The 19,233-nt window shown below is 60.5% G+C and carries 16 protein-coding genes; 13 read left to right on the forward strand and 3 right to left on the reverse strand.

What is annotated here, in order from left to right:
* Positions 1-105: 105 nt before the first annotated feature.
* From QRN60_RS02560 to QRN60_RS02610, 11 genes are all read left to right on the forward strand, one after another.
* Positions 106-336, forward strand: coding sequence for a putative signal transducing protein (locus QRN60_RS02560; RefSeq protein ID WP_003503261.1), 231 nt, complete (start codon positions 106-108; stop codon positions 334-336).
* Positions 337-342: 6 nt separating this feature from the next.
* On the forward strand, positions 343-1,143 hold the full coding sequence (locus tag QRN60_RS02565) for a tRNA1(Val) (adenine(37)-N6)-methyltransferase (protein WP_111833698.1): 801 nt from the start codon (positions 343-345) through the stop codon (positions 1,141-1,143).
* Between the two features lie 88 nt (positions 1,144-1,231).
* The gene (locus QRN60_RS02570) at positions 1,232-2,101 is read left to right on the forward strand and encodes a S49 family peptidase (protein WP_035212555.1); all 870 of its coding nucleotides are present in this window, start codon (positions 1,232-1,234) and stop codon (positions 2,099-2,101) included.
* 20 nt (positions 2,102-2,121) lie between these two features.
* Complete coding sequence (locus QRN60_RS02575; RefSeq protein WP_020813590.1) at positions 2,122-2,316, forward strand: NfeD family protein; 195 nt, start codon at positions 2,122-2,124, stop codon at positions 2,314-2,316.
* Between the two features lie 101 nt (positions 2,317-2,417).
* The gene (locus QRN60_RS02580; RefSeq protein ID WP_020813591.1) at positions 2,418-3,380 is read left to right on the forward strand and encodes a glycine--tRNA ligase subunit alpha; all 963 of its coding nucleotides are present in this window, start codon (positions 2,418-2,420) and stop codon (positions 3,378-3,380) included.
* Positions 3,381-3,432: 52 nt separating this feature from the next.
* Positions 3,433-3,873 (forward strand): hypothetical protein, encoded by a 441-nt coding sequence (locus tag QRN60_RS02585; protein WP_111821087.1) that lies wholly within the window; start codon positions 3,433-3,435, stop codon positions 3,871-3,873.
* Between the two features lie 120 nt (positions 3,874-3,993).
* Positions 3,994-4,545 carry a LemA family protein gene (locus tag QRN60_RS02590; RefSeq protein WP_129564602.1) on the forward strand — a complete coding sequence of 184 codons (552 nt, stop codon included), beginning with the start codon at positions 3,994-3,996 and terminating at the stop codon, positions 4,543-4,545.
* 85 nt (positions 4,546-4,630) lie between these two features.
* Positions 4,631-5,908 carry a 3-phosphoshikimate 1-carboxyvinyltransferase gene (locus QRN60_RS02595; RefSeq protein WP_003503247.1) on the forward strand — a complete coding sequence of 426 codons (1,278 nt, stop codon included), beginning with the start codon at positions 4,631-4,633 and terminating at the stop codon, positions 5,906-5,908.
* Between the two features lie 22 nt (positions 5,909-5,930).
* Positions 5,931-7,868, forward strand: coding sequence for a DUF2207 domain-containing protein (locus QRN60_RS02600; RefSeq protein ID WP_129565310.1), 1,938 nt, complete (start codon positions 5,931-5,933; stop codon positions 7,866-7,868).
* Between the two features lie 100 nt (positions 7,869-7,968).
* Positions 7,969-10,122 (forward strand): glycine--tRNA ligase subunit beta, encoded by a 2,154-nt coding sequence (gene glyS / locus QRN60_RS02605; protein ID WP_129564600.1) that lies wholly within the window; start codon positions 7,969-7,971, stop codon positions 10,120-10,122.
* Between the two features lie 230 nt (positions 10,123-10,352).
* Positions 10,353-10,847: a 2-thiouracil desulfurase family protein gene (locus QRN60_RS02610; protein ID WP_003503242.1), complete on the forward strand. Its 495-nt coding sequence runs from the start codon at positions 10,353-10,355 to the stop codon at positions 10,845-10,847.
* A 217-nt stretch (positions 10,848-11,064) separates the two neighbouring features.
* Here the strand turns inward: QRN60_RS02610 and QRN60_RS02615 are convergent, their stop codons facing one another.
* The 3 genes from QRN60_RS02615 to purD all read right to left on the reverse strand — a co-directional run bounded on the left by QRN60_RS02615 (position 11,065) and on the right by purD (position 15,152).
* Positions 11,065-12,888, reverse strand: a complete 1,824-nt coding sequence (locus QRN60_RS02615) for a methyl-accepting chemotaxis protein (protein WP_003503241.1) — start codon at positions 12,886-12,888, stop codon at positions 11,065-11,067.
* A gap of 326 nt (positions 12,889-13,214) precedes the next feature.
* Positions 13,215-13,724, reverse strand: a complete 510-nt coding sequence (locus QRN60_RS02620; protein ID WP_003503240.1) for a plant virulence effector HPE1-like domain-containing protein — start codon at positions 13,722-13,724, stop codon at positions 13,215-13,217.
* 156 nt (positions 13,725-13,880) lie between these two features.
* Positions 13,881-15,152 carry a phosphoribosylamine--glycine ligase gene (gene purD, locus QRN60_RS02625; protein WP_129564598.1) on the reverse strand — a complete coding sequence of 424 codons (1,272 nt, stop codon included), beginning with the start codon at positions 15,150-15,152 and terminating at the stop codon, positions 13,881-13,883.
* Between the two features lie 201 nt (positions 15,153-15,353).
* On the opposite strand from purD, the gene QRN60_RS02630 reads away from it, so the two are divergent.
* Both QRN60_RS02630 and QRN60_RS02635 read left to right on the forward strand, forming a co-directional pair.
* On the forward strand, positions 15,354-17,678 hold the full coding sequence (locus QRN60_RS02630; protein ID WP_129564597.1) for a Tex family protein: 2,325 nt from the start codon (positions 15,354-15,356) through the stop codon (positions 17,676-17,678).
* A gap of 168 nt (positions 17,679-17,846) precedes the next feature.
* Complete coding sequence (locus QRN60_RS02635; RefSeq protein ID WP_060722936.1) at positions 17,847-19,103, forward strand: cyclopropane fatty acid synthase; 1,257 nt, start codon at positions 17,847-17,849, stop codon at positions 19,101-19,103.
* Positions 19,104-19,233: the final 130 nt, after the last annotated feature.

Below are 19,233 nucleotides of genomic sequence, written 5' to 3' on the forward strand. Positions count from 1 at the left end.
GGACTCCAGTTCGAATTTGAATTCGACAATAAAAACTGACGCCTTGCGCGGCAAGGGGCGAATTGCCGCTAGCCATTCAAAAAGATGGGAATTTAGGGCTTATCCATGCGTGAACTGATCCGTACCAACGATGCAGTGCTTCTGTCCTTCGCGGAAAGCCTGATGAAGGATGCCGGCATCCACTGCCTCATTGCCGATCAGGCGATGAGTATTCTGGAGGGATCGCTCGGCCTTTTGCCCCGTCGGTTTCTGGTGGAGGAAGATCGGGCGGACCAGGCCCGCCGCATTCTCATCGATGCCGGGCTGGGCGACGAGTTGCGCAACGAAGAGGCTTGAACGGCGGTGGGCGGCGGCATTTCCGAAACGATCGATGCCTTTCACCGGGGCCGGTTTCACATCATCCAGCCGAAGGGCAGGGGGCACCGGGCCGGAATGGACGCCATGCTTCTGGCGTCACTGGTGGCGGACGATCGCGCCTGCCGGATCGCCGATCTCGGCGCGGGTGCGGGAGCTGCCGGCATGGCAGTTGCGGCGCGGCTCGAAAAGGCCGAGGTGACGCTCTACGAACGCGCGCCGGAAATGGTGCAATTTGCCCATCGCAGTCTCGAATTGCCCGAAAACGCTGCTTTTTCCGCCCGTGTCAGCGTGCGCGAGGCCGATGTGACCCTGCGAGCGAAAGCACGCATTGAGGCGGGATTGCCCGATGACTATTTCCATCACGTCATCATGAACCCGCCCTATAATGACGCAGGCGACCGCCGCACGCCGGATGCCCTGAAGGCCGAGGCCCACGCCATGACGGAGGGTCTGTTTGAAGACTGGATCAGGACCGCGGGTGCGATCATGGTTTCGGGCGGGCAGCTTTCCCTGATTTCAAGGCCGCAATCGGTGGCGGAGATCATCGCCGCCTGCGGCAGCCGTTTCGGCGGCATCGAAATCACCCTCATCCATCCGCGTGCCCGTGAGGACGCGGTGCGCATGCTCGTCACCGCCATCAAGGGTTCGCGTGCGCGGCTGTCCTTCCGCGCACCGCTCATCATGCATGAAAACGGCAGTCACGCCTTCACCCCCTTCGTGGATGACCTGAACAATGGCCGCGCCGCCTATTCGCGTAATGTAAGGGCAATCCGGCCGGCGCCATAAATATCGGGGTTCCGCCAGCCGCAAACCATTGTGTTTTGCGGGGCGATACATACATCCGTGACGAACGGATAAATGCTGCGAGGATTGAATAGTGGGTTTTTTGAAGTATCTGGTGCCGAAACGCTTTCGTAAAAAAGAGCTCGTCATCCCGGTGGTGCGCATGCATGGCGCGATCATGGCCGGCGGCAACCAGTTCCGCCCCGCGCTCAATCTCGCCTCCTACGCCCCCCTTCTGGAGAAGGCCTTCGCCGTCAAGGATGCGCCGGCCGTCGCCATTTCTCTCAACTCGCCCGGCGGTTCGCCGGTGCAGGCAAGGATGATCTATAACCGCATCCGCCAGCTTGCCGAGGAGAAGGAAAAGAAGGTTCTGATCTTCGTGGAGGACGTTGCAGCCTCCGGCGGTTACATGATCGCGCTTGCCGGCGACGAGATCATCGCCGATCCCACCTCCATCGTCGGTTCGATCGGTGTCGTTTCCGGTGGTTTCGGTTTTCCGGAAATGCTGAAGAAGCTCGGCGTGGAGCGCCGTGTCTATACGGCCGGAGAGAACAAGGTCATCCTTGATCCCTTCCAGCCGGAAAAGGAAGGCGATATCGACTACCTGAAGTCGCTTCAGGTCGAAATCCACAATGTTTTCATCGACATGGTCAAGATGCGCCGCGGCTCGAAGCTGAAGGACGATGAGGCGATCTTCTCCGGCCTGTTCTGGACCGGCATGCGTGGTCTCGACCTCGGCCTGATCGACGGGCTGGGCGACATGCGCGAGATTCTGCGCCGCCGTTACGGTGAAAAGGTCAAGCTCCAGCTCGTTAGCGGCGGGCGCTCGCTGTTCGGCAAAAAAGTGCCGGGCGTGAATACGGCCCTCGGCCTCAATGCCGAAAGGCTCGCGGCAGGCGCCGTCTCGGGGCTTGCGGAAGTTGCCGAAGAAAAGGCATTGTGGTCGCGTTTCGGTCTATGATGTCGCGGGAATAGAGCCTTATGGCGCAGATTATTACAATCATTCTTCTGGTGGTGGGATCCGTCATCCTTTACCGCCGCTTCGTCCGCGATGCGGAAAAGCTTTCCGCGAAATCGAAACAGCGCGAGAAGGAACGAGAAACCGGCGCCATTGGCACGCTGATCAAGGACCCGGAAACCGGCGAATACCGCGTGAAGCGCGAGGATGAGACGTAAGGCGGCGTCTCCACGCATAAAACCTTGACCCTTACGCCATGCCGTGGCACCAGTCCGCATCCGAAGTAAGTCAAATGCTTACTTGTCCTCCTAACGCCGCGATGACTGCAATGACCGATGTTCCCGACCACATGAACCCGAAGCGTTCCTTTCAGGCGCTGATCCTGACGCTGCACAATTACTGGGCCGACAAGGGCTGCGCGGTGCTGCAGCCCTACGACATGGAAGTGGGCGCGGGCACGTTTCATCCGGCGACGACCCTGCGTGCGCTTGGGCCCAAGCCGTGGAAGGCCGCTTATGTGCAGCCTTCGCGCCGCCCGTCCGACGGCCGTTACGGCGAAAACCCCAACCGCCTGCAGCACTATTACCAGTATCAGGTCATCCTGAAGCCCAACCCGTCCAATCTGCAGGAACTCTATCTCGGTTCGCTGAAGGCGATCGGCCTCGATCCGCTGCTGCATGACGTGCGCTTTGTCGAAGACGACTGGGAAAGCCCGACGCTCGGCGCCTGGGGTCTCGGTTGGGAATGCTGGTGCGACGGCATGGAAGTGTCGCAGTTCACCTACTTCCAGCAGGTCTGCGGCATCGAATGCTCGCCGGTTGCGGGCGAGCTGACCTATGGTCTGGAACGCCTCGCCATGTATGTTCAGGGCGTCGACAATGTCTACGATCTGAATTTTAACGGCCGCGAGGGTGAAGAGAAGATTTCATATGGCGATGTCTTCCTGCAGGCCGAGCAGGAATATTCCCGCCATAATTTCGAATTTGCCGATACGGCCATGCTGCATCGCCATTTCATCGACGCCGAAAAGGAGTGCCTGGCGCTTCTCGCCGCCGGTGCGCCCGGTGATAACGACAATCAGCGCCTGCATAAATGCGTGTTCCCGGCCTATGACCAGTGCATCAAGGCAAGCCATGTCTTCAACCTTCTGGATGCGCGCGGCGTAATTTCGGTCACGGAACGCCAGAGCTATATCCTGCGCGTGCGCACGCTGGCGAAATCCTGCGGCGAGGCCTTCCTGCTGACGGATGCGGGCGGGCTGAACTGGAACCGGGCTGCCTGATTTTTGGTGGTAAGCTGTTGTCCAAAGTTTTGATGAATTTGAAAGGCCGTTCTTGACGGCCTTTTATTTTGTGTGGATTGGTATGCTGAATATAACGATGGGTTTAACCGTGAATAATATTAGAAATTTCTGTTTTTTATTTGTGCTTACACTCGGATCCATTCTCGGCAACAGCGCGGCTGCGGAAACGACGGACTGGATGAGCGGCAACGATGCCTTTGCCCGCGCCGACAAGCTTCGCTCTTTCGGAATGATCGTCACCCGCATGGATTGCAAGGACAGCGGTCAGCGCTCTCTCGATGTGGGCAGCGCTCTCGTCCGCATGCACTACACGCGCAATACGAAAATGCTCGACTGGGTCATAGACGGCTGGAATCATCTGGAGGGAAACAAGGAGTATTGGGCCGAGCGAGGCTACAGGCTTGCCTCCTATACTCTTTTTGTACGCAAGGTATCCGGTCTGAAATTATATTGTACCGTCTTTTATAAATAACGGGTGCCTGCTTACCGCAGCGTGTCCGTCCCGGCAAAAACGGACAGAATGAGCGAAGCCCCATGACTTTGCGGTAATGAGCGGCTATCGTGCGCGCAACGAAGCTGGGAATCGCAATTCATGTTCATCACGCTGGCAATCATCGCGGCAATCGCGCTTTATGTCGTCTTCATCTATAACGGGCTGGTCAAGGCGCGGCAGATGAAGGAAGAGGCGTGGTCGGGCATCGACGTGCAGCTGAAGCGCCGCGCCGATCTCATCCCCAACCTCATCGAGACCGTGAAGGGTTACGCCGCGCATGAAAAAAGCACCTTCGAGGAGGTGATTGCCATGCGCAACCGGGCGCAGGTCGTGCCGGCTGGCGATGTCGAAGGCCGCGCCCAAGCGGAAGGTATGCTGTCGCAGGCGCTCGGCAAACTCTTTGCGCTCGCCGAAGCCTATCCCGATCTGAAAGCCAACACGAACTTTCTGGAATTGCAGCGCTCGCTGGAAACCATCGAAGGCGAACTTCAGATGTCGCGTCGTTATTACAATGGCGCCGCGCGCGATCTGAACGTCAAGGTGGAAAGCTTCCCGTCCAATCTGGTTGCAGGCCAGTTCGGTTTTGCCAAGGCGCCCTATTTCGAGATCGACAATCCGGCCGACCGCGCCGTGCCGACCGTGAAATTCTGATACGGCCGTTGCCGAAGTTCAGAACCCTCCCGCTCAAATTCCGATAGTCCGGCTCACCGCCGCATTCTTTGACAAGACGACAACCATGATCGAACTGACCATTACACCGCCCGGCCACCCGCTTTCCGGCAAGGTCGAGCCGCCCGGCTCCAAATCCATCACCAACCGCGCGCTTCTGCTGGCTGGCCTCGCCAAGGGCAAAAGCCGCCTGACCGGTGCGCTGAAAAGCGATGACACGCTTTATATGGCCGAAGCCCTGCGCGAGATGGGCGTCAAGGTAACCGAACCGGATGCCACGACCTTTGTGGTGGAAGGCACCGGTGTTTTGCAGCAGCCGGAAAAGCCGCTTTTCCTCGGCAATGCCGGCACCGCCACGCGGTTCCTCACTGCGGCGGCAGCACTTGTGGATGGCGCCGTCATCATCGATGGCGACGAGCACATGCGTAAACGCCCGATCATGCCGCTGGTGGAAGCCCTGCGCTCCCTCGGCGTCGAAGCGGAAGCGCCGACCGGCTGCCCGCCCGTCACCGTCTGCGGCAAGGGCACAGGGTTCCCGAAAGGCAGCGTCACCATCGACGCCAACCTCTCCAGCCAGTATGTGTCGGCACTTCTGATGGCGGCCGCCTGCGGCGACAAGCCTGTCGATATCATCCTCAAGGGTGAGGAAATCGGCGCCAAGGGCTATATCGACCTCACCACATCAGCCATGGAAGCTTTCGGTGCGAAGATTGAGCGGGTCAGCAACGCCATCTGGCGCGTGCATCCGACGGGTTACACGGCAACCGATTTCCACATCGAGCCGGATGCCTCGGCCGCCACCTATCTCTGGGGCGCGGAACTTCTGACCGGCGGTGCCATCGATATCGGCACGCCCGCCGACAAATTCACCCAGCCGGATGCCAAGGCCTATGAGGTCATGGCAAAGTTCCCGCATCTGCCCGCCGAAATCGACGGCTCGCAGATGCAGGACGCTATTCCCACCATCGCGGTTCTGGCCGCCTTCAACGAGACGCCAGTGCGTTTCGTCGGCATCGCCAATCTGCGCGTCAAGGAATGCGACCGCATCCGCGCTGTCTCGCTCGGCCTCAATGAAATCCGCGACGGTCTGGCGCATGAAGAAGGCGACGACCTGATCGTGCATTCCGATCCGGCTCTCGCGGGCCAGACGGTCGATGCTTCCATCGATACCTTTGCCGACCACCGCATCGCCATGAGCTTTGCGCTTGCGGCGCTGAAGATCGGTGGTATCGCCATCCAGAACCCCGCCTGCGTGGGCAAAACCTATCCCGCCTACTGGAAAGCGCTCGCCTCGCTGGGCGTCGACTATACCGAAAAGGAAAGCGCTGCCGAGCCGCAGCACTGAAGCCATTGAGGAGGGACCGCCCGTGAAGACCATCGCCGCAAGACTTCTCGCGCTGCTCGTCTTCCTGGGCGCGGCCTTCCCGGCTTTTGCGGAGGAATTCATCCGCTCCTACCATTCCGTCATCGAGGTGGCGGCGGATGGCAAGCTGGCGGTGACGGAAACCATCACCGCCCGCGCCGAGGGCCGGAACATCAAGCGCGGCATCTTCCGCGATTTCCCGCTTTATGCGTTGGATGCGAACAACCGCCGCACCAAGGTGGATTTCAACGTCGTTTCGGTGGAGCGCGATGGCGCGCCGGAAAACTGGCGCACCGAAAATATCGATGGCGGCATCCGCATCTATACCGGCAGCGCCGACCGCTTTCTGCCGACTGGTGAGCATATCTTCCAGATCACCTATACCACCGCCCGGCAGATCCGTTATTTCAGCGATTATGACGAGCTGACCTGGAACGTCACCGGTAATGGCTGGCAATTCCCCATGGGCGAGATTTCCGCGACCATCACTCTGCCGCAGGGGGTCAAGGCCACGGATACCGCCGTCTTCACCGGCCCGCTTGGCGCCAAGGGCAAGGATGCGCGGATTCTGAACGAAGGCAACGAGGTGTTCTTCGCCTCCACCCGCCCGTTTTCGGTGGGCGAGGGCATGACGGTTGCCGTCAAGCTGCCCAAGGGCGCCATCGCCGCACCTGATACCTCGCAGGAGGCAGGCTGGTGGCTGCGGGATAATCTCGCCATTCTGCTTTCGGGCGGCGGGCTTTTCGCCGTGCTCCTCTATTATCTGAGGGCCTGGTTCGCCGTCGGCCGTGATCCCGCAAAAGGCGTAGTCGTGCCGCGCTGGGATGCGCCGGAGGGGCTTTCCCCGGCTCTGGTCAACTATGTCGATAACCGCGGTTTTTCCGGCGCGGGCTGGACGGCGCTCTCCGCCTCGGCCCTTGATCTTGCGGTGAAGGGTTTTGTCGTTCTGGAAGACCTGAAGAACGCCATCGTCATCAGGCGCACGGAAAAGGCAACCGCTGCCGATCTGCCGACCGGGCAGAAGACGCTGCTTGCCTCCATCGGCGGTGCGGGGGAGACGCTGACCATCGACAAGGCCCATGGTGCGGAGGTCGAAAAGGTCGGAACGCAGTTCCGCGCGGCGATAGAGAAAGAACATCGCGGCAAATATTACCGCAGCAACGCCGGTTACACCGTGTTCGGCATCTTCTTCAGCATCGCCATCATCGTTGCGACGCTGGTGTTCGGCGATCTCGATGAAAGCGCCATTGCCGCCGTTCTGGTCTTCGGCTTTTTCGCATTCTTCTTCAGCATCCTGTCGATCGGCATCGGCCGGCAGTTCTCGCGTGGCGCACCGCTGCGCAAACGCATCGGCGGCATCGTCATGCTGGCCTTTGCCGGTTTTGTGGCCTTTTCCGCCATTGGCGGCATCGCCACGCAAATCCTGCTGGATGTGACACATGACACCAAGTCGCTGGCGCTGGCCGCCATCGGCGGCATCGTACTCACAAATGCGCTTTTCCTGTTCCTGATGGGTGCGCCGACGCCGCTTGGCCGCAAGCTGATGGATGGCATCGAAGGTCTCCGAACCTATCTGACGCTGGCGGAAAAGGACCGGATGAACACCGCTGGCGCCCCCGCCATGTCGCCGCAGCATTTCGAGAAATTGCTGCCCTATGCGGTGGCGCTCGGCGTCGAAAAACCGTGGAGCCGCACTTTCGAGACCTGGCTTGCGACAGCCGCTGCCGGTGCCGTTGCTGCAAGTTATGCGCCCGGCTGGTATTTGGGCGGCAATTACGGCAGCTTTGGCGACAGGATCGGCGGCTTCTCCACCTCCATGGCAAATACCATCGCCTCCACCATTCCCCAGCCCGTCAGTTCCTCCGGTTCCAGCTTTTCCGGCGGTGGCGGTGGTGGTTTCTCCGGCTCGGGCGGCGGCGGCGGTGGCGGCGGCGGCTGGTAACGCCCGCCGGCGGTAATTTAACCGAATGCCTTGGTGACTTTTGCCGCGTTGCTTGCTAAGCCGACCGCAATCGTCCGACAACAGATAAAGTCCTGATCCCATGCCTGATCTTCTGCTTGAACTCCGCTCCGAGGAAATCCCCGCCCGCATGCAGCGCAAGGCGGCTGGCGATCTGAAGAAACTCGTCACCGACGCGCTTGTGGAGAGAGGGCTGACCTATGAGGGTGCGCGCGAATATTGGACGCCGCGCCGTCTGACACTGGATATTCGCGGCCTCAACGCCCGCTCCGCCGATGTGCGCGAGGAAAAGAAGGGGCCGCGCACCGATGCCAATGAAAAGGCCATCGAGGGCTTTCTGCGCGGCGCTGGCCTCAACGATATCTCGGAAGCGCAGGTCGTTTCCGATCCGAAGAAGGGCGATTTCTATATCGCCATCATCAACAAACCCGGCCGCCCGGCGGAAGAGATCATCGCCGAGGTGATGCCCGGCATCATCCGCTCTTTCCCCTGGCCGAAATCCATGCGCTCCGGCCCGGCCTCCATGCCGAAGGGCTCGAGCTATGCTGGCATTGAAGGCAAGGGCTCGGAGAGCCTGCGCTGGGTGCGCCCGCTGCAATCCATCGTCTGCCTGTTCGGCCCCGAACATGACGAAACGCAGGTCATTCCCTTTGTGATCGACGGCATCGTTGCCGGCAACGTCACCTATGGCCACCGTTTCCATGCGCCCGGCCCGATCACCGTGCGCCGTTTCGAGGACTATGTCTCGAGCCTTGAAAAGGCGAAGGTCATTCTCGATGCCGAGCGCCGCAAGGATATCATCCTGCACGACGCCAAGGACCTTGCTTTCGCCAATGGTCTCGACCTGGTGGAAGACGAAGGCCTGCTGGAAGAAGTTTCCGGCCTCGTCGAATGGCCACAGGTGCTGATGGGCACCTTCGAGGAAGACTATCTGCAAATCCCGGCGGAAATCATCCGGCTTACCATCAAGACCAACCAGAAGTGTTTCGTCACCCGCGCGCAGGGTGCGGAAGAGGGGCTTTCCAACCGCTTCATCCTGATCTCGAATATCGAGGCAAGCGATGGCGGTAAGGAAATCATCCATGGCAATGGCAAGGTCGTGCGCGCCCGCCTTTCGGATGCCCGCCATTTCTGGAACCGCGACCAGGGCGATCTGCCCGATCTGGAAACGCTGAAGGAATCGGCTGCGAAGTTCGGCCTCGATCTCAAAAAGCCGCTCGACCAGCGTATGGCCAAGCTCGATGCGCTGAACGTTACCTTCCATGCCAAGCTCGGCACGCAGGGAGAGCGCGTGACGCGTATTCGCGAACTGGCGAAGGCGCTGGCCCCCGTCGTTGGTGCCGATGCTGCTCTGGTGGATCGCGCCGTGGTGCTCGCGAAAGCCGACCTGCGCACCGAAGCCGTCGGCGAATTCCCCGAGCTTCAGGGCCTGATGGGTCGCAAATATGCGGCTTTGCAGGGCGAAAATGAGAGCGTCGCGGCGGCCATCGAAGATCACTACAAGCCGCAGGGTCCCTCCGACCGCCTGCCTGCTGACAAGGTCGCGATCACCGTCGCTCTGGCTGATAAGCTCGACACGCTTGTCGGCTTCTGGGCCATCGATGAAAAACCGACCGGTTCGAAGGACCCCTTTGCGCTGCGCCGTGCGGCGCTCGGCGTCGTGCGCATTCTGCTCGAGAAAAACGTGCGCCTTTCGCTGCTGAGCGTTGCGAAGGATGCGGACCTTCTCTCCTTCTTCCACGACCGCCTGAAAGTCTACCTCCGCGACCTCGGCGCCCGTTACGATCTGATCGACGCGGTGCTGACGCCGGAGTCGGACGATCTGCTGATGATCGCTCGCCGTGTCGAGGCGCTCACCGCCTTCATCACCGGCGAGGACGGCCGCAACCTTCTGGCAGGCGCCAAGCGGGCCACCCAGCTTCTGGCCGCCGAGGAAAAGAAGGGCACCGTGGTGGCCGATGGCGTTTCGGAAGAATTGTTGAAACTCGATGCCGAAAAGGCGCTCTATGCGGCGATCAGGACCGCGTCTGCAGATGCTGCGAAGGCTGTTGCGGGCGAAGATTTCCGCTCGGCCATGCAGGCGCTTTCGACGTTGCGCGCGCCCGTGGACAAGTTCTTCGAGGATGTGCTCGTCAATGACGAGGATGCGGCCATCCGTGCAAACCGTCTGGCGTTGCTGAAGGCCATCCGCGAAGCCACCGGAACGGTTGCGGATTTTTCGAAGATCACGGGGTGAGGGAGCTTGGGGTAGCCGTACATGTCAGTGTGCGCGGCTCACCCCCCTCTGTCCTGCCGGACATCTCCGCCACAAGGGGGAGATCGAATCGTGGCGACCTCTCGACTATCTTTATGTTACGGCTTTGGCGGGGAGTGTCCCACTTGCCGATCTCCCCCCTTGTGGGGGAGATGTCCGGCAGGACAGAGGGGGGTACTTTGAGGCTTGCGCTTTCGCAGGATGACCTACCATTGACCCACACGCCTCCCAAGATTCTCATCAGTGCCTGCCTCCTCGGCCAACCCGTACGCTATGACGGCAAAGGCAAACCCTTCTCTCACCCGGCAATCGAGCGCTGGCAGAGCGAGGGCAGGCTGGTGACAATCTGTCCGGAAATGGCGGGCGGCATGCCCGTGCCGCGCCCGCCGGCGGAAATCGAGAAAGGGGCCTCCGGTCTCGATGTGCTGGAAGGCCGCGCCCGTGTGCTGGAAGTAACCGGCGGCGATGTCACGGCTGAGTTCATCGCCGGTGCGGAAAAGGCGCTCGCCTTCGCCAGGGCCAATGGTTGCACCCACGCGCTTCTGATCGACGGCAGCCCGTCATGCGGGTCGCTTGCGATTTACGATGGTTCGTTTTCTGGCGTTAAACATGCGGGCAATGGTGTGACGGCGGCGCTGCTCGAAAAGGCCGGTATTGCCGTATTTTCACCTGCCGATATTGACCGGCTGGATGCGCTTTCTCGTTGAGACGAGGCCACGCAGACACGGCATGGCTCATTTCCGAACGTGCTGATACTCTCCTCCGTCATTCTCGCCCTTGAGGCGAGATCCATTCCCCGCTGAAGATGTGGGTGGGTCGAGCCCGAGGATGACGCCGAATGTGTGGGGAACATGTTGGAGAGCACGCAAAAATGCCGGGTCTGTGCCCGGCATTTTTGTTTCAATCGCATGAGACCGTTCGTGGTCACCCCGCCATGCGCATCTCGTGCGCCATGCCATGAAGCTGATGGCCGGAGGAGACGCGGAAGCCGCGGATGAGGTTCAGCAGCTCTTCGGTATCCACCGCCAGCGCTTCCGCCGAAGCCGTGGTTTCTTCCGCCATGGCGGCATTGTGCTGGGTGGCAACATCGAGCTGGTTGAGCGAGGAAGAGATCGATCGCAGCGTCGTATCCTGTTCGGCAGCCGAATGGGCAATCTTGCTGACGATCTCGTTGGCGGATTTGATCTGGTCCGAGATGCGCTTCAGGGCATCGCCGGCCTCGCCGACAAGCCGCACGCCATTTTCCACCTGGGCGGAAGAGCGGGCGATCTGGTCCTTGATCTCCTTGGCGGCGGCGGCGGATTTTTGCGCCAGTTCGCGCACTTCCTGCGCCACCACGGCAAAGCCCTTGCCAGCCTCACCGGCACGCGCCGCTTCAACACCGGCATTCAGCGCCAGAAGGTTGGTCTGGAAGGCGATGTCGTCGATCACGCCGATGATGTTCGAAATCTGGTCGGAGGACTGCTCGATACCGCTCATCGCGGTAATCGCTTCTTCCACCACCCGGTCGCTGCGCATGGCTTCGGAGCTGACGGTGGTGACGCGCTTGGCAGCGTCGGCCGCCCCTTCCGCCGTCTGGCGCACCGCAACGGTCAGCTCGTCGAGCGCTGCGGAGGTTTCTTCCAGATTGGCGGCCTGCCGTTCGGTACGCTGTGAAAGCTCGTTTGAAGCCTTGCGGATTTCTTCCTTGGAGCCGCCAATATCGATGCTCTTGGAGTTCACCTTGGCCATGGCGGCATCGAGATGGGTCAGCGCCTCGTTGAAATTGTCGCGCAGCGCCGCGTAACGGCTGCCAAGATCGCCGCAACGCACGGTCAGATCGCCGCCAGCGAGCTTCTCCAGGGACTCGCCGATGGTGGCGACGACGCGTGCCTGCAATTCGGCCTCGTCACGCTGCATGTCGAGATTGTTCTGGCGCTCGGCATTGAGCTGCCGCTGCTGTTCTTCCTCACGGCGCTGCATGGCGTGGCGCTCGCGCACCTTGTCCTGAAGCGAGGCGGTGGCCTTCGCCATCATGCCCACTTCGTTGGTGAGGCCGGTATGGGGAATGGCAAGCGAGACGTTCTCATTGGCCACTTCGCCAAGCGCGCGGTGGATGTCGCCGAGCGGCTTCGAAATGCCACGGATGACGTAGAAAGCGGCGGCAAGCGCCAGCACGAAGATCAGCGCGCCGATCGACAGCGCCTTCATCACATCGCCGCGAACCTGCGCGTTCAGATCATCGATGTAAACGCCGGTCACGACCACCACCTGCCAGGGCTCAAAGGCAAGGGCATAGGAGCTCTTGGCGTAATCATTGCCTTCCATACCGGGCTTCGGGCCGTAGAAATCCGTTTGGCCGCCGCCATTGCGGCCAAGCCGCACCAATTCGTCACGATAGGCGAAACCCTTGCTGTCAGGCTTGCCCTTGAAGCTTTCGCCGACGCGCTTGGCATCGGGGTGGAACTTCATCGTCACGTCGTAGTCGTAACCGAAGAGATAGCCGTCGGGAGTGAAGCGCATGGCGCTGACAGTCGCGTAAGCCTGCTTCATGGCCTCGTCGCGCGAAAGCGTTCCGGCCTTTTCCTTGTCGTGGAAGGATTGCAGGATGGAGATCGCCGATTGCACCTGCGTCCGCAGCATGCCGTAGCGTTCCTCATAGATAGCATCGGTGGCGGATTTCAGCTGGTAAAACGTCGCCACGGCGAAGGCGGCCATCAGGGCCACCACGAGAACGATCAGTTGACGGGAAATGGAAAGGTTCTTCATGGGCGCTCACAAGCGTTTGGAATCGCGCGCCTGAAAATGCCGCGCGGTACCGATGTTTCAGAGAAGGGAGAGGCGCATGATGCGCGATAAAAGGCCAGAAAAGCGCGTGTCCCCGCCGTGGCCTCATCCTGTGCTGCATCGCACTATAAACCCACTTAGCGGCTAAAAATTTGAATAAATATTTAATTAGCGAAGGCTTTATCAGGCCTTATAGGCAGAATACGCGGCGGAGAAAGCAACATTCCCCGCATGGTTGCAGCGTCATTTCGGGAATACAGCGATGACGCGATTATTTGACGTTCGTCATCAAAAACGTCTTCGGCCGGTCAGTTGCCGCGCAATTTGAAATCCGGGAACTGGGGCGCGCCGATCACCGAGGCGCTGGCAGGCTCGGCTGCATTTTCGGTGGAAAGTTCCTTGACGGCTGCCGTGGTCGTCGTCACGTCGATGCCGGCCGGTGTCGAAACCGTCTCAACCGGATGTGCCGCGGGTTCCGACTCGTCATAGGTCGCGATGGCGGTGCTGGAGGTTTCCGTCATCCATGCGGGATTGGTGCTGACGAAGGTGACGGGCGCACCGCCAAGCCAGGCTTCGGTGCGCACCAGGGTGCGCTTGCCGTCGACTTCGCGCATTTCCGTGTGCTGCGTGCCAGGCTCAATGGAGGGAACCGCATAACCCTGCGTTACGGCTTTGCCCTTCACGGGCTGGCAACCCGCGCAATCGCGGCGAACGAAGCTGCCATTGGCCACGTGCACGCCGTTTATATATTCGATCGAAGATGCCATCGCCGACCCGCCGGTCAGCGCGATAACAGCTGTCAGAAAAAGACGATGCATCGAAAACCCCCGAAATGACGGCGCGGCCTCGTGATCGAGGCACAGTGCGCCATTCAATATTCCGGCAAGTATTACCGATGTTTCGTTTCCATCGGGTCAGCAAACTTGGTAAAAATTGAACGAAATATTCGCTCCCAACCCCGTTTTCCTTAAGGATCAGGCCTTTTCGCGCGCGACAGCCTGCCAGCCGATATCGCGGCGGCAAAAGCCGTTTTCCCATTCCACCTTGTCCGCCAGCGCATAGGCTCGGGCCTGCGCTTCCGTCACCGTCTTTCCAAGGGCGGTGACGTTCAGCACGCGTCCACCCGTCGCCACCAGACCGCCGTCCTTCAGTGCGGTTCCGGCGTGGAAGACCTTCGCCTCTTCGCTCGCCTCGGGAATATGGGCGATCGGCGTATTCTTGTCGTAAGCGCCGGGATAACCCTTCGAGGCAAGAACGACAGTCAGCGCTGCGTCGTCGCGCCATTCCGCCTCAACCTTGTCCAGCGTGCCGGTGGCGGTGGCGTAGAGGATCGGCAGCAGATCGCTTTTCAGGCGCATCATCAGCACCTGGCATTCGGGATCGCCGAAACGGACGTTATATTCGATGAGTTCCGGGCCCTTGGCGGTAATCATCAGGCCGGCGAAGAACACGCCGGAGAAGGGATTACCATCCTTGGCCATGCCCGAGATCGTCGGCTCGATGATTTCCTTCATAGTGCGCTCCACCATGGCCGGTGTCATGACGGGGGCGGGAGAATAGGCGCCCATGCCGCCGGTATTCGGGCCGGTATCGCCATCGCCGACACGCTTGTGATCCTGCGCGGTGGCGAGCGCCAGCGCGGTCTTGCCGTCGGAAAGGCAGAAGAAGCTGGCTTCTTCGCCGTCGAGGAAGGCCTCCACCACCACTTCGGCGCCAGCTGCACCGAAAGCGCCGTCGAAACAGTCGTCGATCGCGGTAAGCGCTTCCGCTTCCGTCATAGCCACGGTTACGCCCTTGCCGGCGGCAAGTCCGTCCGCCTTGATGACGATCGGCGCACCCTGTGCACGAACATAGTCCTTGGCCGGTTCGGCGGTCTTGAAACGCTGGTAAGCGCCGGTCGGAATATCGTAGCGCGCACAGAGATCCTTGGTGAAGCCCTTGGAGCCTTCAAGCTGGGCCGCCGCTTTCGACGGTCCGAAGGTGGCGATGCCGGCGGCACGCAGATCATCCGCCAGACCCGCAACCAGCGGCGCTTCCGGGCCGACGACAACGAAGTCGATTGCCTTTTCTTTCGTAAAGGCGATGACGGCCGCATGGTCTTCCACATCAAGCGAAACGAGTGTCGCGTGGTCGGCGATGCCGGGATTGCCGGGGGCGGCATAAAATTCTTCAAGCAAGGGAGACTGGGCGATTTTCCACGCCAGCGCATGTTCGCGTCCGCCGGAACCGATCAACAGAACTTTCATGGTCAATACCCCTGCAAATTCGCCAGTAACCTTGTGTCAGGGGCGTTAAGGGCAGGGGGGCGAAAGGTCAAGGAGAAAGCGCCGCAAATGCCCGTCTTTCCCTTGAAGTCAGCCTTTCCTGTGGAATCGTTCCCGCCTCTTGTTGTCACGCCACAATCAGACATTATGTTCGCCGCTCCAGATGTGACATCAGAGAACCTCATGACCGCAGATAATGCCCGCCTCACCACGCTCATCGCCTCCGAAATCAACGCCCGCCCCGATCAGGTGAAGGCGGCGGTGGCCTTGCTGGACGAGGGCGCGACCGTTCCCTTCATCGCCCGTTACCGCAAGGAAGTGACCGGAGGGCTTGATGACACCCAACTGCGCACGCTTTCGGAACGTCTCGTCTATCTGCGCGAACTCAATGCGCGCCGCGCCTCCATCGTCGATTCCATCACCGGTCAGGGCAAGATGACCGACGAGCTGATGGTCAAGATCATGCAGGCCGGGACCAAGGCGGAGCTGGAAGACCTCTACCTGCCCTATAAGCCGAAGCGCCGCACCCGCGCGGAAATCGCCCGTGAACGCGGTCTCGGCCCGCTTGCGGAAGCCATCTGGGAAAACCGCGCTGCCGATCCGGCGAAATTGGCGGAAGCTTATGTGCAGGGCGAAGTGGCCGATGTGAAGGCGGCGCTTGAGGGCGCGCGCGACATCGTGGCTGAAACCATGACGGAAAATGCCGATCTGCTCGGCCGCCTGCGTGATTACATGCGCCAGAACGCCACCTTCCGCGCCAAGGTCGTGGACGGCAAACAGGCGACGGGCGAAAAATTCTCCGATTATTTCGATCATTTCGAGCGCTGGGCGACGGTGCCCGGCCACCGCGCGCTGGCCATGCTGCGCGGCTGGAACGAAGAAATTCTGACGCTGACGATCGATGTCGATGCGGATGATCCCTCACCGGTAAAGCCCGCGCAGCGCTCCATCGCCGCCGCCTTCGATATCCGCAATGCGGGGCCTGCCGATCAATGGCTGATGGAGGTCGCTGGCTGGACCTGGCGGGTGAAGCTTTCCATGTCGCTGTCGCTCGATCTGATGCGCGAGTTGCGCGAGCGGGCGGAAGAAGAGGCGATCAATGTCTTCGCCCGCAATCTGAAGGACCTGCTGCTGGCAGCCCCCGCCGGCTCCCGCGCCACCATGGGGCTTGATCCCGGCATCCGTACCGGCGTGAAGGTTGCGATCGTGGATGGTACCGGCAAGCTGCTCGACACCACGACGGTCTATCCCTTTCCGCCGAAGAACGATGTGCGCGGTACGCAGGCGGAACTCGCTTTGCTCATTCGCAAACACAATGTCGAGCTGATCGCCATCGGCAACGGCACGGGCAGCCGCGAGACGGAAAAGCTGGTGGCCGATCTTCTGGCGCAGATGCCGGCTTCCGCTTCCGGTGCAAAGCCCACCAAGGTCATCGTCTCGGAAGCGGGCGCATCCGTTTATTCCGCGTCGGAACGTGCGGCAGCGGAGTTCCCCAATCTCGACGTTTCGTTGCGCGGCGCCGTTTCCATCGCCCGCCGTCTTCAGGATCCGCTGGCGGAACTGGTGAAGATCGAGCCAAAATCCATCGGTGTCGGCCAGTACCAGCATGATGTCGATCAGGGCCGTCTCAGCCGCTCACTCGATGCTGTGGTGGAAGATGCGGTGAACGCCGTCGGCGTCGATCTCAACACGGCCTCGTCGCCGCTTCTGGCACGGGTCTCCGGTCTCGGCAGTTCGATTGCCGATGCCATCGTCGCCCATCGCGACCAGACCGGGCCGTTTGCCAGCCGCAAGGAATTGCTGAAGGTGCCGCGCCTCGGCCAGCGCACCTTCGAGCAATGCGCGGGCTTCCTGCGCATCCCGAACGGCAAGGAGCCGCTGGATGCTTCCTCGGTTCACCCGGAGGCCTATGGCGTGGCGAAAAAGATCGTTGCCGCCTGCGGCCGCGATCTGCGTTCGCTGATGGGCGACAGCGCCGCGCTGAAGGCGCTTGATCCGAAGACGTTCATCGACGAGCAATTCGGTCTGCCCACCGTAAAAGACATCATCGCCGAACTGGAAAAGCCCGGCCGCGACCCGCGCCCGAGCTTCAAGACCGCGACCTTTGCCGAAGGTGTGGACGAGATCACCGATCTGAAGCCGGGCATGTTGCTGGAGGGTACGGTCACCAATGTCGCCGCCTTTGGCGCCTTCGTGGATATCGGCGTGCATCAGGACGGACTGGTGCATGTCTCGCAGCTTGCCGATCGTTTCGTGAAAGACCCGCATGAGGTCGTCAAGGCGGGCGACGTCGTCAAGGTGCGAGTCGTGGAAGTGGATGTGAAGCGCAAGCGCATCGGCCTCACCATGCGTAAGGATGGCGGCGAGGCAGCGCCGCAGCCGATGCGTGAAAAGGGCAACGCCAGCGCCATGCGCCACGCGACATCAAAACCGAAAGAGCGCAACGAGGGGTCGCAAACTGGTGGTGCGCTTGCCGCCGCGCTGGCTGAAGCCATGAAGCGGCGCTGACCCTGGGTTGAAATGATTTTTTACCAAAAAGCCTCGCCGTATACCCCGGCGGGGCTTTTTCCTTGATGAAATCGTTCAATTTTTTTGAAATAAGACTATCTTGAAACTTGTGCCGAAAGGAATACGGTCTGCAAAATTGATAAGTGAGACTTAGCAATTGGGGGTGCCATGGCGTCGTCTCTGCATGTTCTTCTCGAAAAGATAATCAAGATCGGTGATCTCACCGTCAACAGCCCGGGCGGCAGCCGCACTTTCGGCAACGGCACGGGAAAAAAGGTGGTTCTGAACTTCACCGATGAAGCCGCCATGCAGGAGATAGCCGCCGATCCGGCGCTGAAGCTCGCTGAAATGTACATGGAGGGCCGGGCGAAGGTCGCAGAAGGCGACATCTACGATTTCCTCGCACTGGTCAAAGGCAACACGCTGAGCGAGGCGCTGTCCTTCGGCATGGTCTGGCGCGGCATGGCGCGCATCATCGCCGCCCGCATCAAGATGCATCTGCCGGTCAATCACAACAAGAGCAATGTCGCCCATCATTATGACCTGAGCGCCAAGCTGTTCGATCTCTTCCTTGATGAGGACTGGCAATATTCCTGCGCCTATTTCAATCCGCCCGGCATCAGCCTTTATGAGGCGCAGGTCGCCAAGAAACGGCATATAGCGGCCAAGCTGATGACCGAGCCGGGCCAGAGCGTGCTGGAAATCGGCTCCGGCTGGGGCGGCATGGCGATGTATATCGCGGAAAGCGCCGGTGCCGACGTGACCGGCATCACGCTCAGCGAGGAACAGCTGCGCGTTTCCCGCGATCGTGCGGCAAAACGGGGCCTTGCCGGTAATGTCCGCTTCGAATTGCAGGATTACCGCTATCTGCCGGCCTCGAAGAAATATGACCGCATCGTTTCCGTCGGCATGTTCGAACATGTCGGGCCGACGCATTATCGCGATTATTTCGACAAGGTGGCGGAGGTGCTGGACGACAGGGGCGTGATGGTGCTGCATTCCATCGGCCAGCCCAGCCCTGCACTGGCGACCAATCCCTTCATCGAAAAATATATTTTCCCCGGTGGGTACATACCCTCGCTTGCCGAGGTGCTGCCGTCGATCCAGAAATCCGGGCTGCTGGTGAAGGATATCGAAATCCTGCCCATGCATTATGCGCATACGCTCAGGCATTGGCGTGAGCGTTTCGTGGCGCGCAAGGCGGAAGCGATAGCGCTTTACGACGAACGTTTCTTCCGCATGTGGGAATTTTATCTGGCGGGGTCGGAAATGGCCTTTACCCACGAAAATTTCCATATCTTCCAGATCCAGCTCGCCAAGGACCGCGATGCCGTTCCGCATAATCGCGACTACATTGCGCAGAACGAGGCGAAGCTGCTGGAGTTCGAGAAGACCCGTGCGCCACTCGAGAAGGTGACGTTCTAAGGTATTTCTCCGTCATGCCGGACCTGATCCGGCATCCAGCCAGCCCAAATCCTTGGGCTGAAAAGAGTCCTCCCGCCGCGCAGACGCGCGTCGGCTGGATTCCGGCTCAGGGCCGGAATGACGGGAAGTA

The organism is Agrobacterium sp. CFBP2214 (assembly GCF_030209895.1).
Lineage (GTDB): Bacteria > Pseudomonadota > Alphaproteobacteria > Rhizobiales > Rhizobiaceae > Agrobacterium > Agrobacterium radiobacter.

What these genes read in the sequence shown, in the direction of transcription:
- QRN60_RS02560 (WP_003503261.1), top strand. Translation starts at nt 106, where the DNA reads ATGCGTGAACTGATCCGTACCAACGATGCAGTGCTTCTGTCCTTCGCG.
- QRN60_RS02575 (WP_020813590.1), top strand. Translation starts at nt 2,122, where the DNA reads ATGGCGCAGATTATTACAATCATTCTTCTGGTGGTGGGATCCGTCATC.
- QRN60_RS02580 (WP_020813591.1), top strand. Translation starts at nt 2,418, where the DNA reads ATGACTGCAATGACCGATGTTCCCGACCACATGAACCCGAAGCGTTCC.
- QRN60_RS02590 (WP_129564602.1), top strand. Translation starts at nt 3,994, where the DNA reads ATGTTCATCACGCTGGCAATCATCGCGGCAATCGCGCTTTATGTCGTC.
- QRN60_RS02595 (WP_003503247.1), top strand. Translation starts at nt 4,631, where the DNA reads ATGATCGAACTGACCATTACACCGCCCGGCCACCCGCTTTCCGGCAAG.
- glyS (WP_129564600.1), top strand. Translation starts at nt 7,969, where the DNA reads ATGCCTGATCTTCTGCTTGAACTCCGCTCCGAGGAAATCCCCGCCCGC.
- QRN60_RS02615 (WP_003503241.1), bottom strand. Translation starts at nt 12,888, where the DNA reads ATGAAGAACCTTTCCATTTCCCGTCAACTGATCGTTCTCGTGGTGGCC.
- QRN60_RS02620 (WP_003503240.1), bottom strand. Translation starts at nt 13,724, where the DNA reads ATGCATCGTCTTTTTCTGACAGCTGTTATCGCGCTGACCGGCGGGTCG.
- purD (WP_129564598.1), bottom strand. Translation starts at nt 15,152, where the DNA reads ATGAAAGTTCTGTTGATCGGTTCCGGCGGACGCGAACATGCGCTGGCG.
- QRN60_RS02630 (WP_129564597.1), top strand. Translation starts at nt 15,354, where the DNA reads ATGACCGCAGATAATGCCCGCCTCACCACGCTCATCGCCTCCGAAATC.
- QRN60_RS02635 (WP_060722936.1), top strand. Translation starts at nt 17,847, where the DNA reads ATGGCGTCGTCTCTGCATGTTCTTCTCGAAAAGATAATCAAGATCGGT.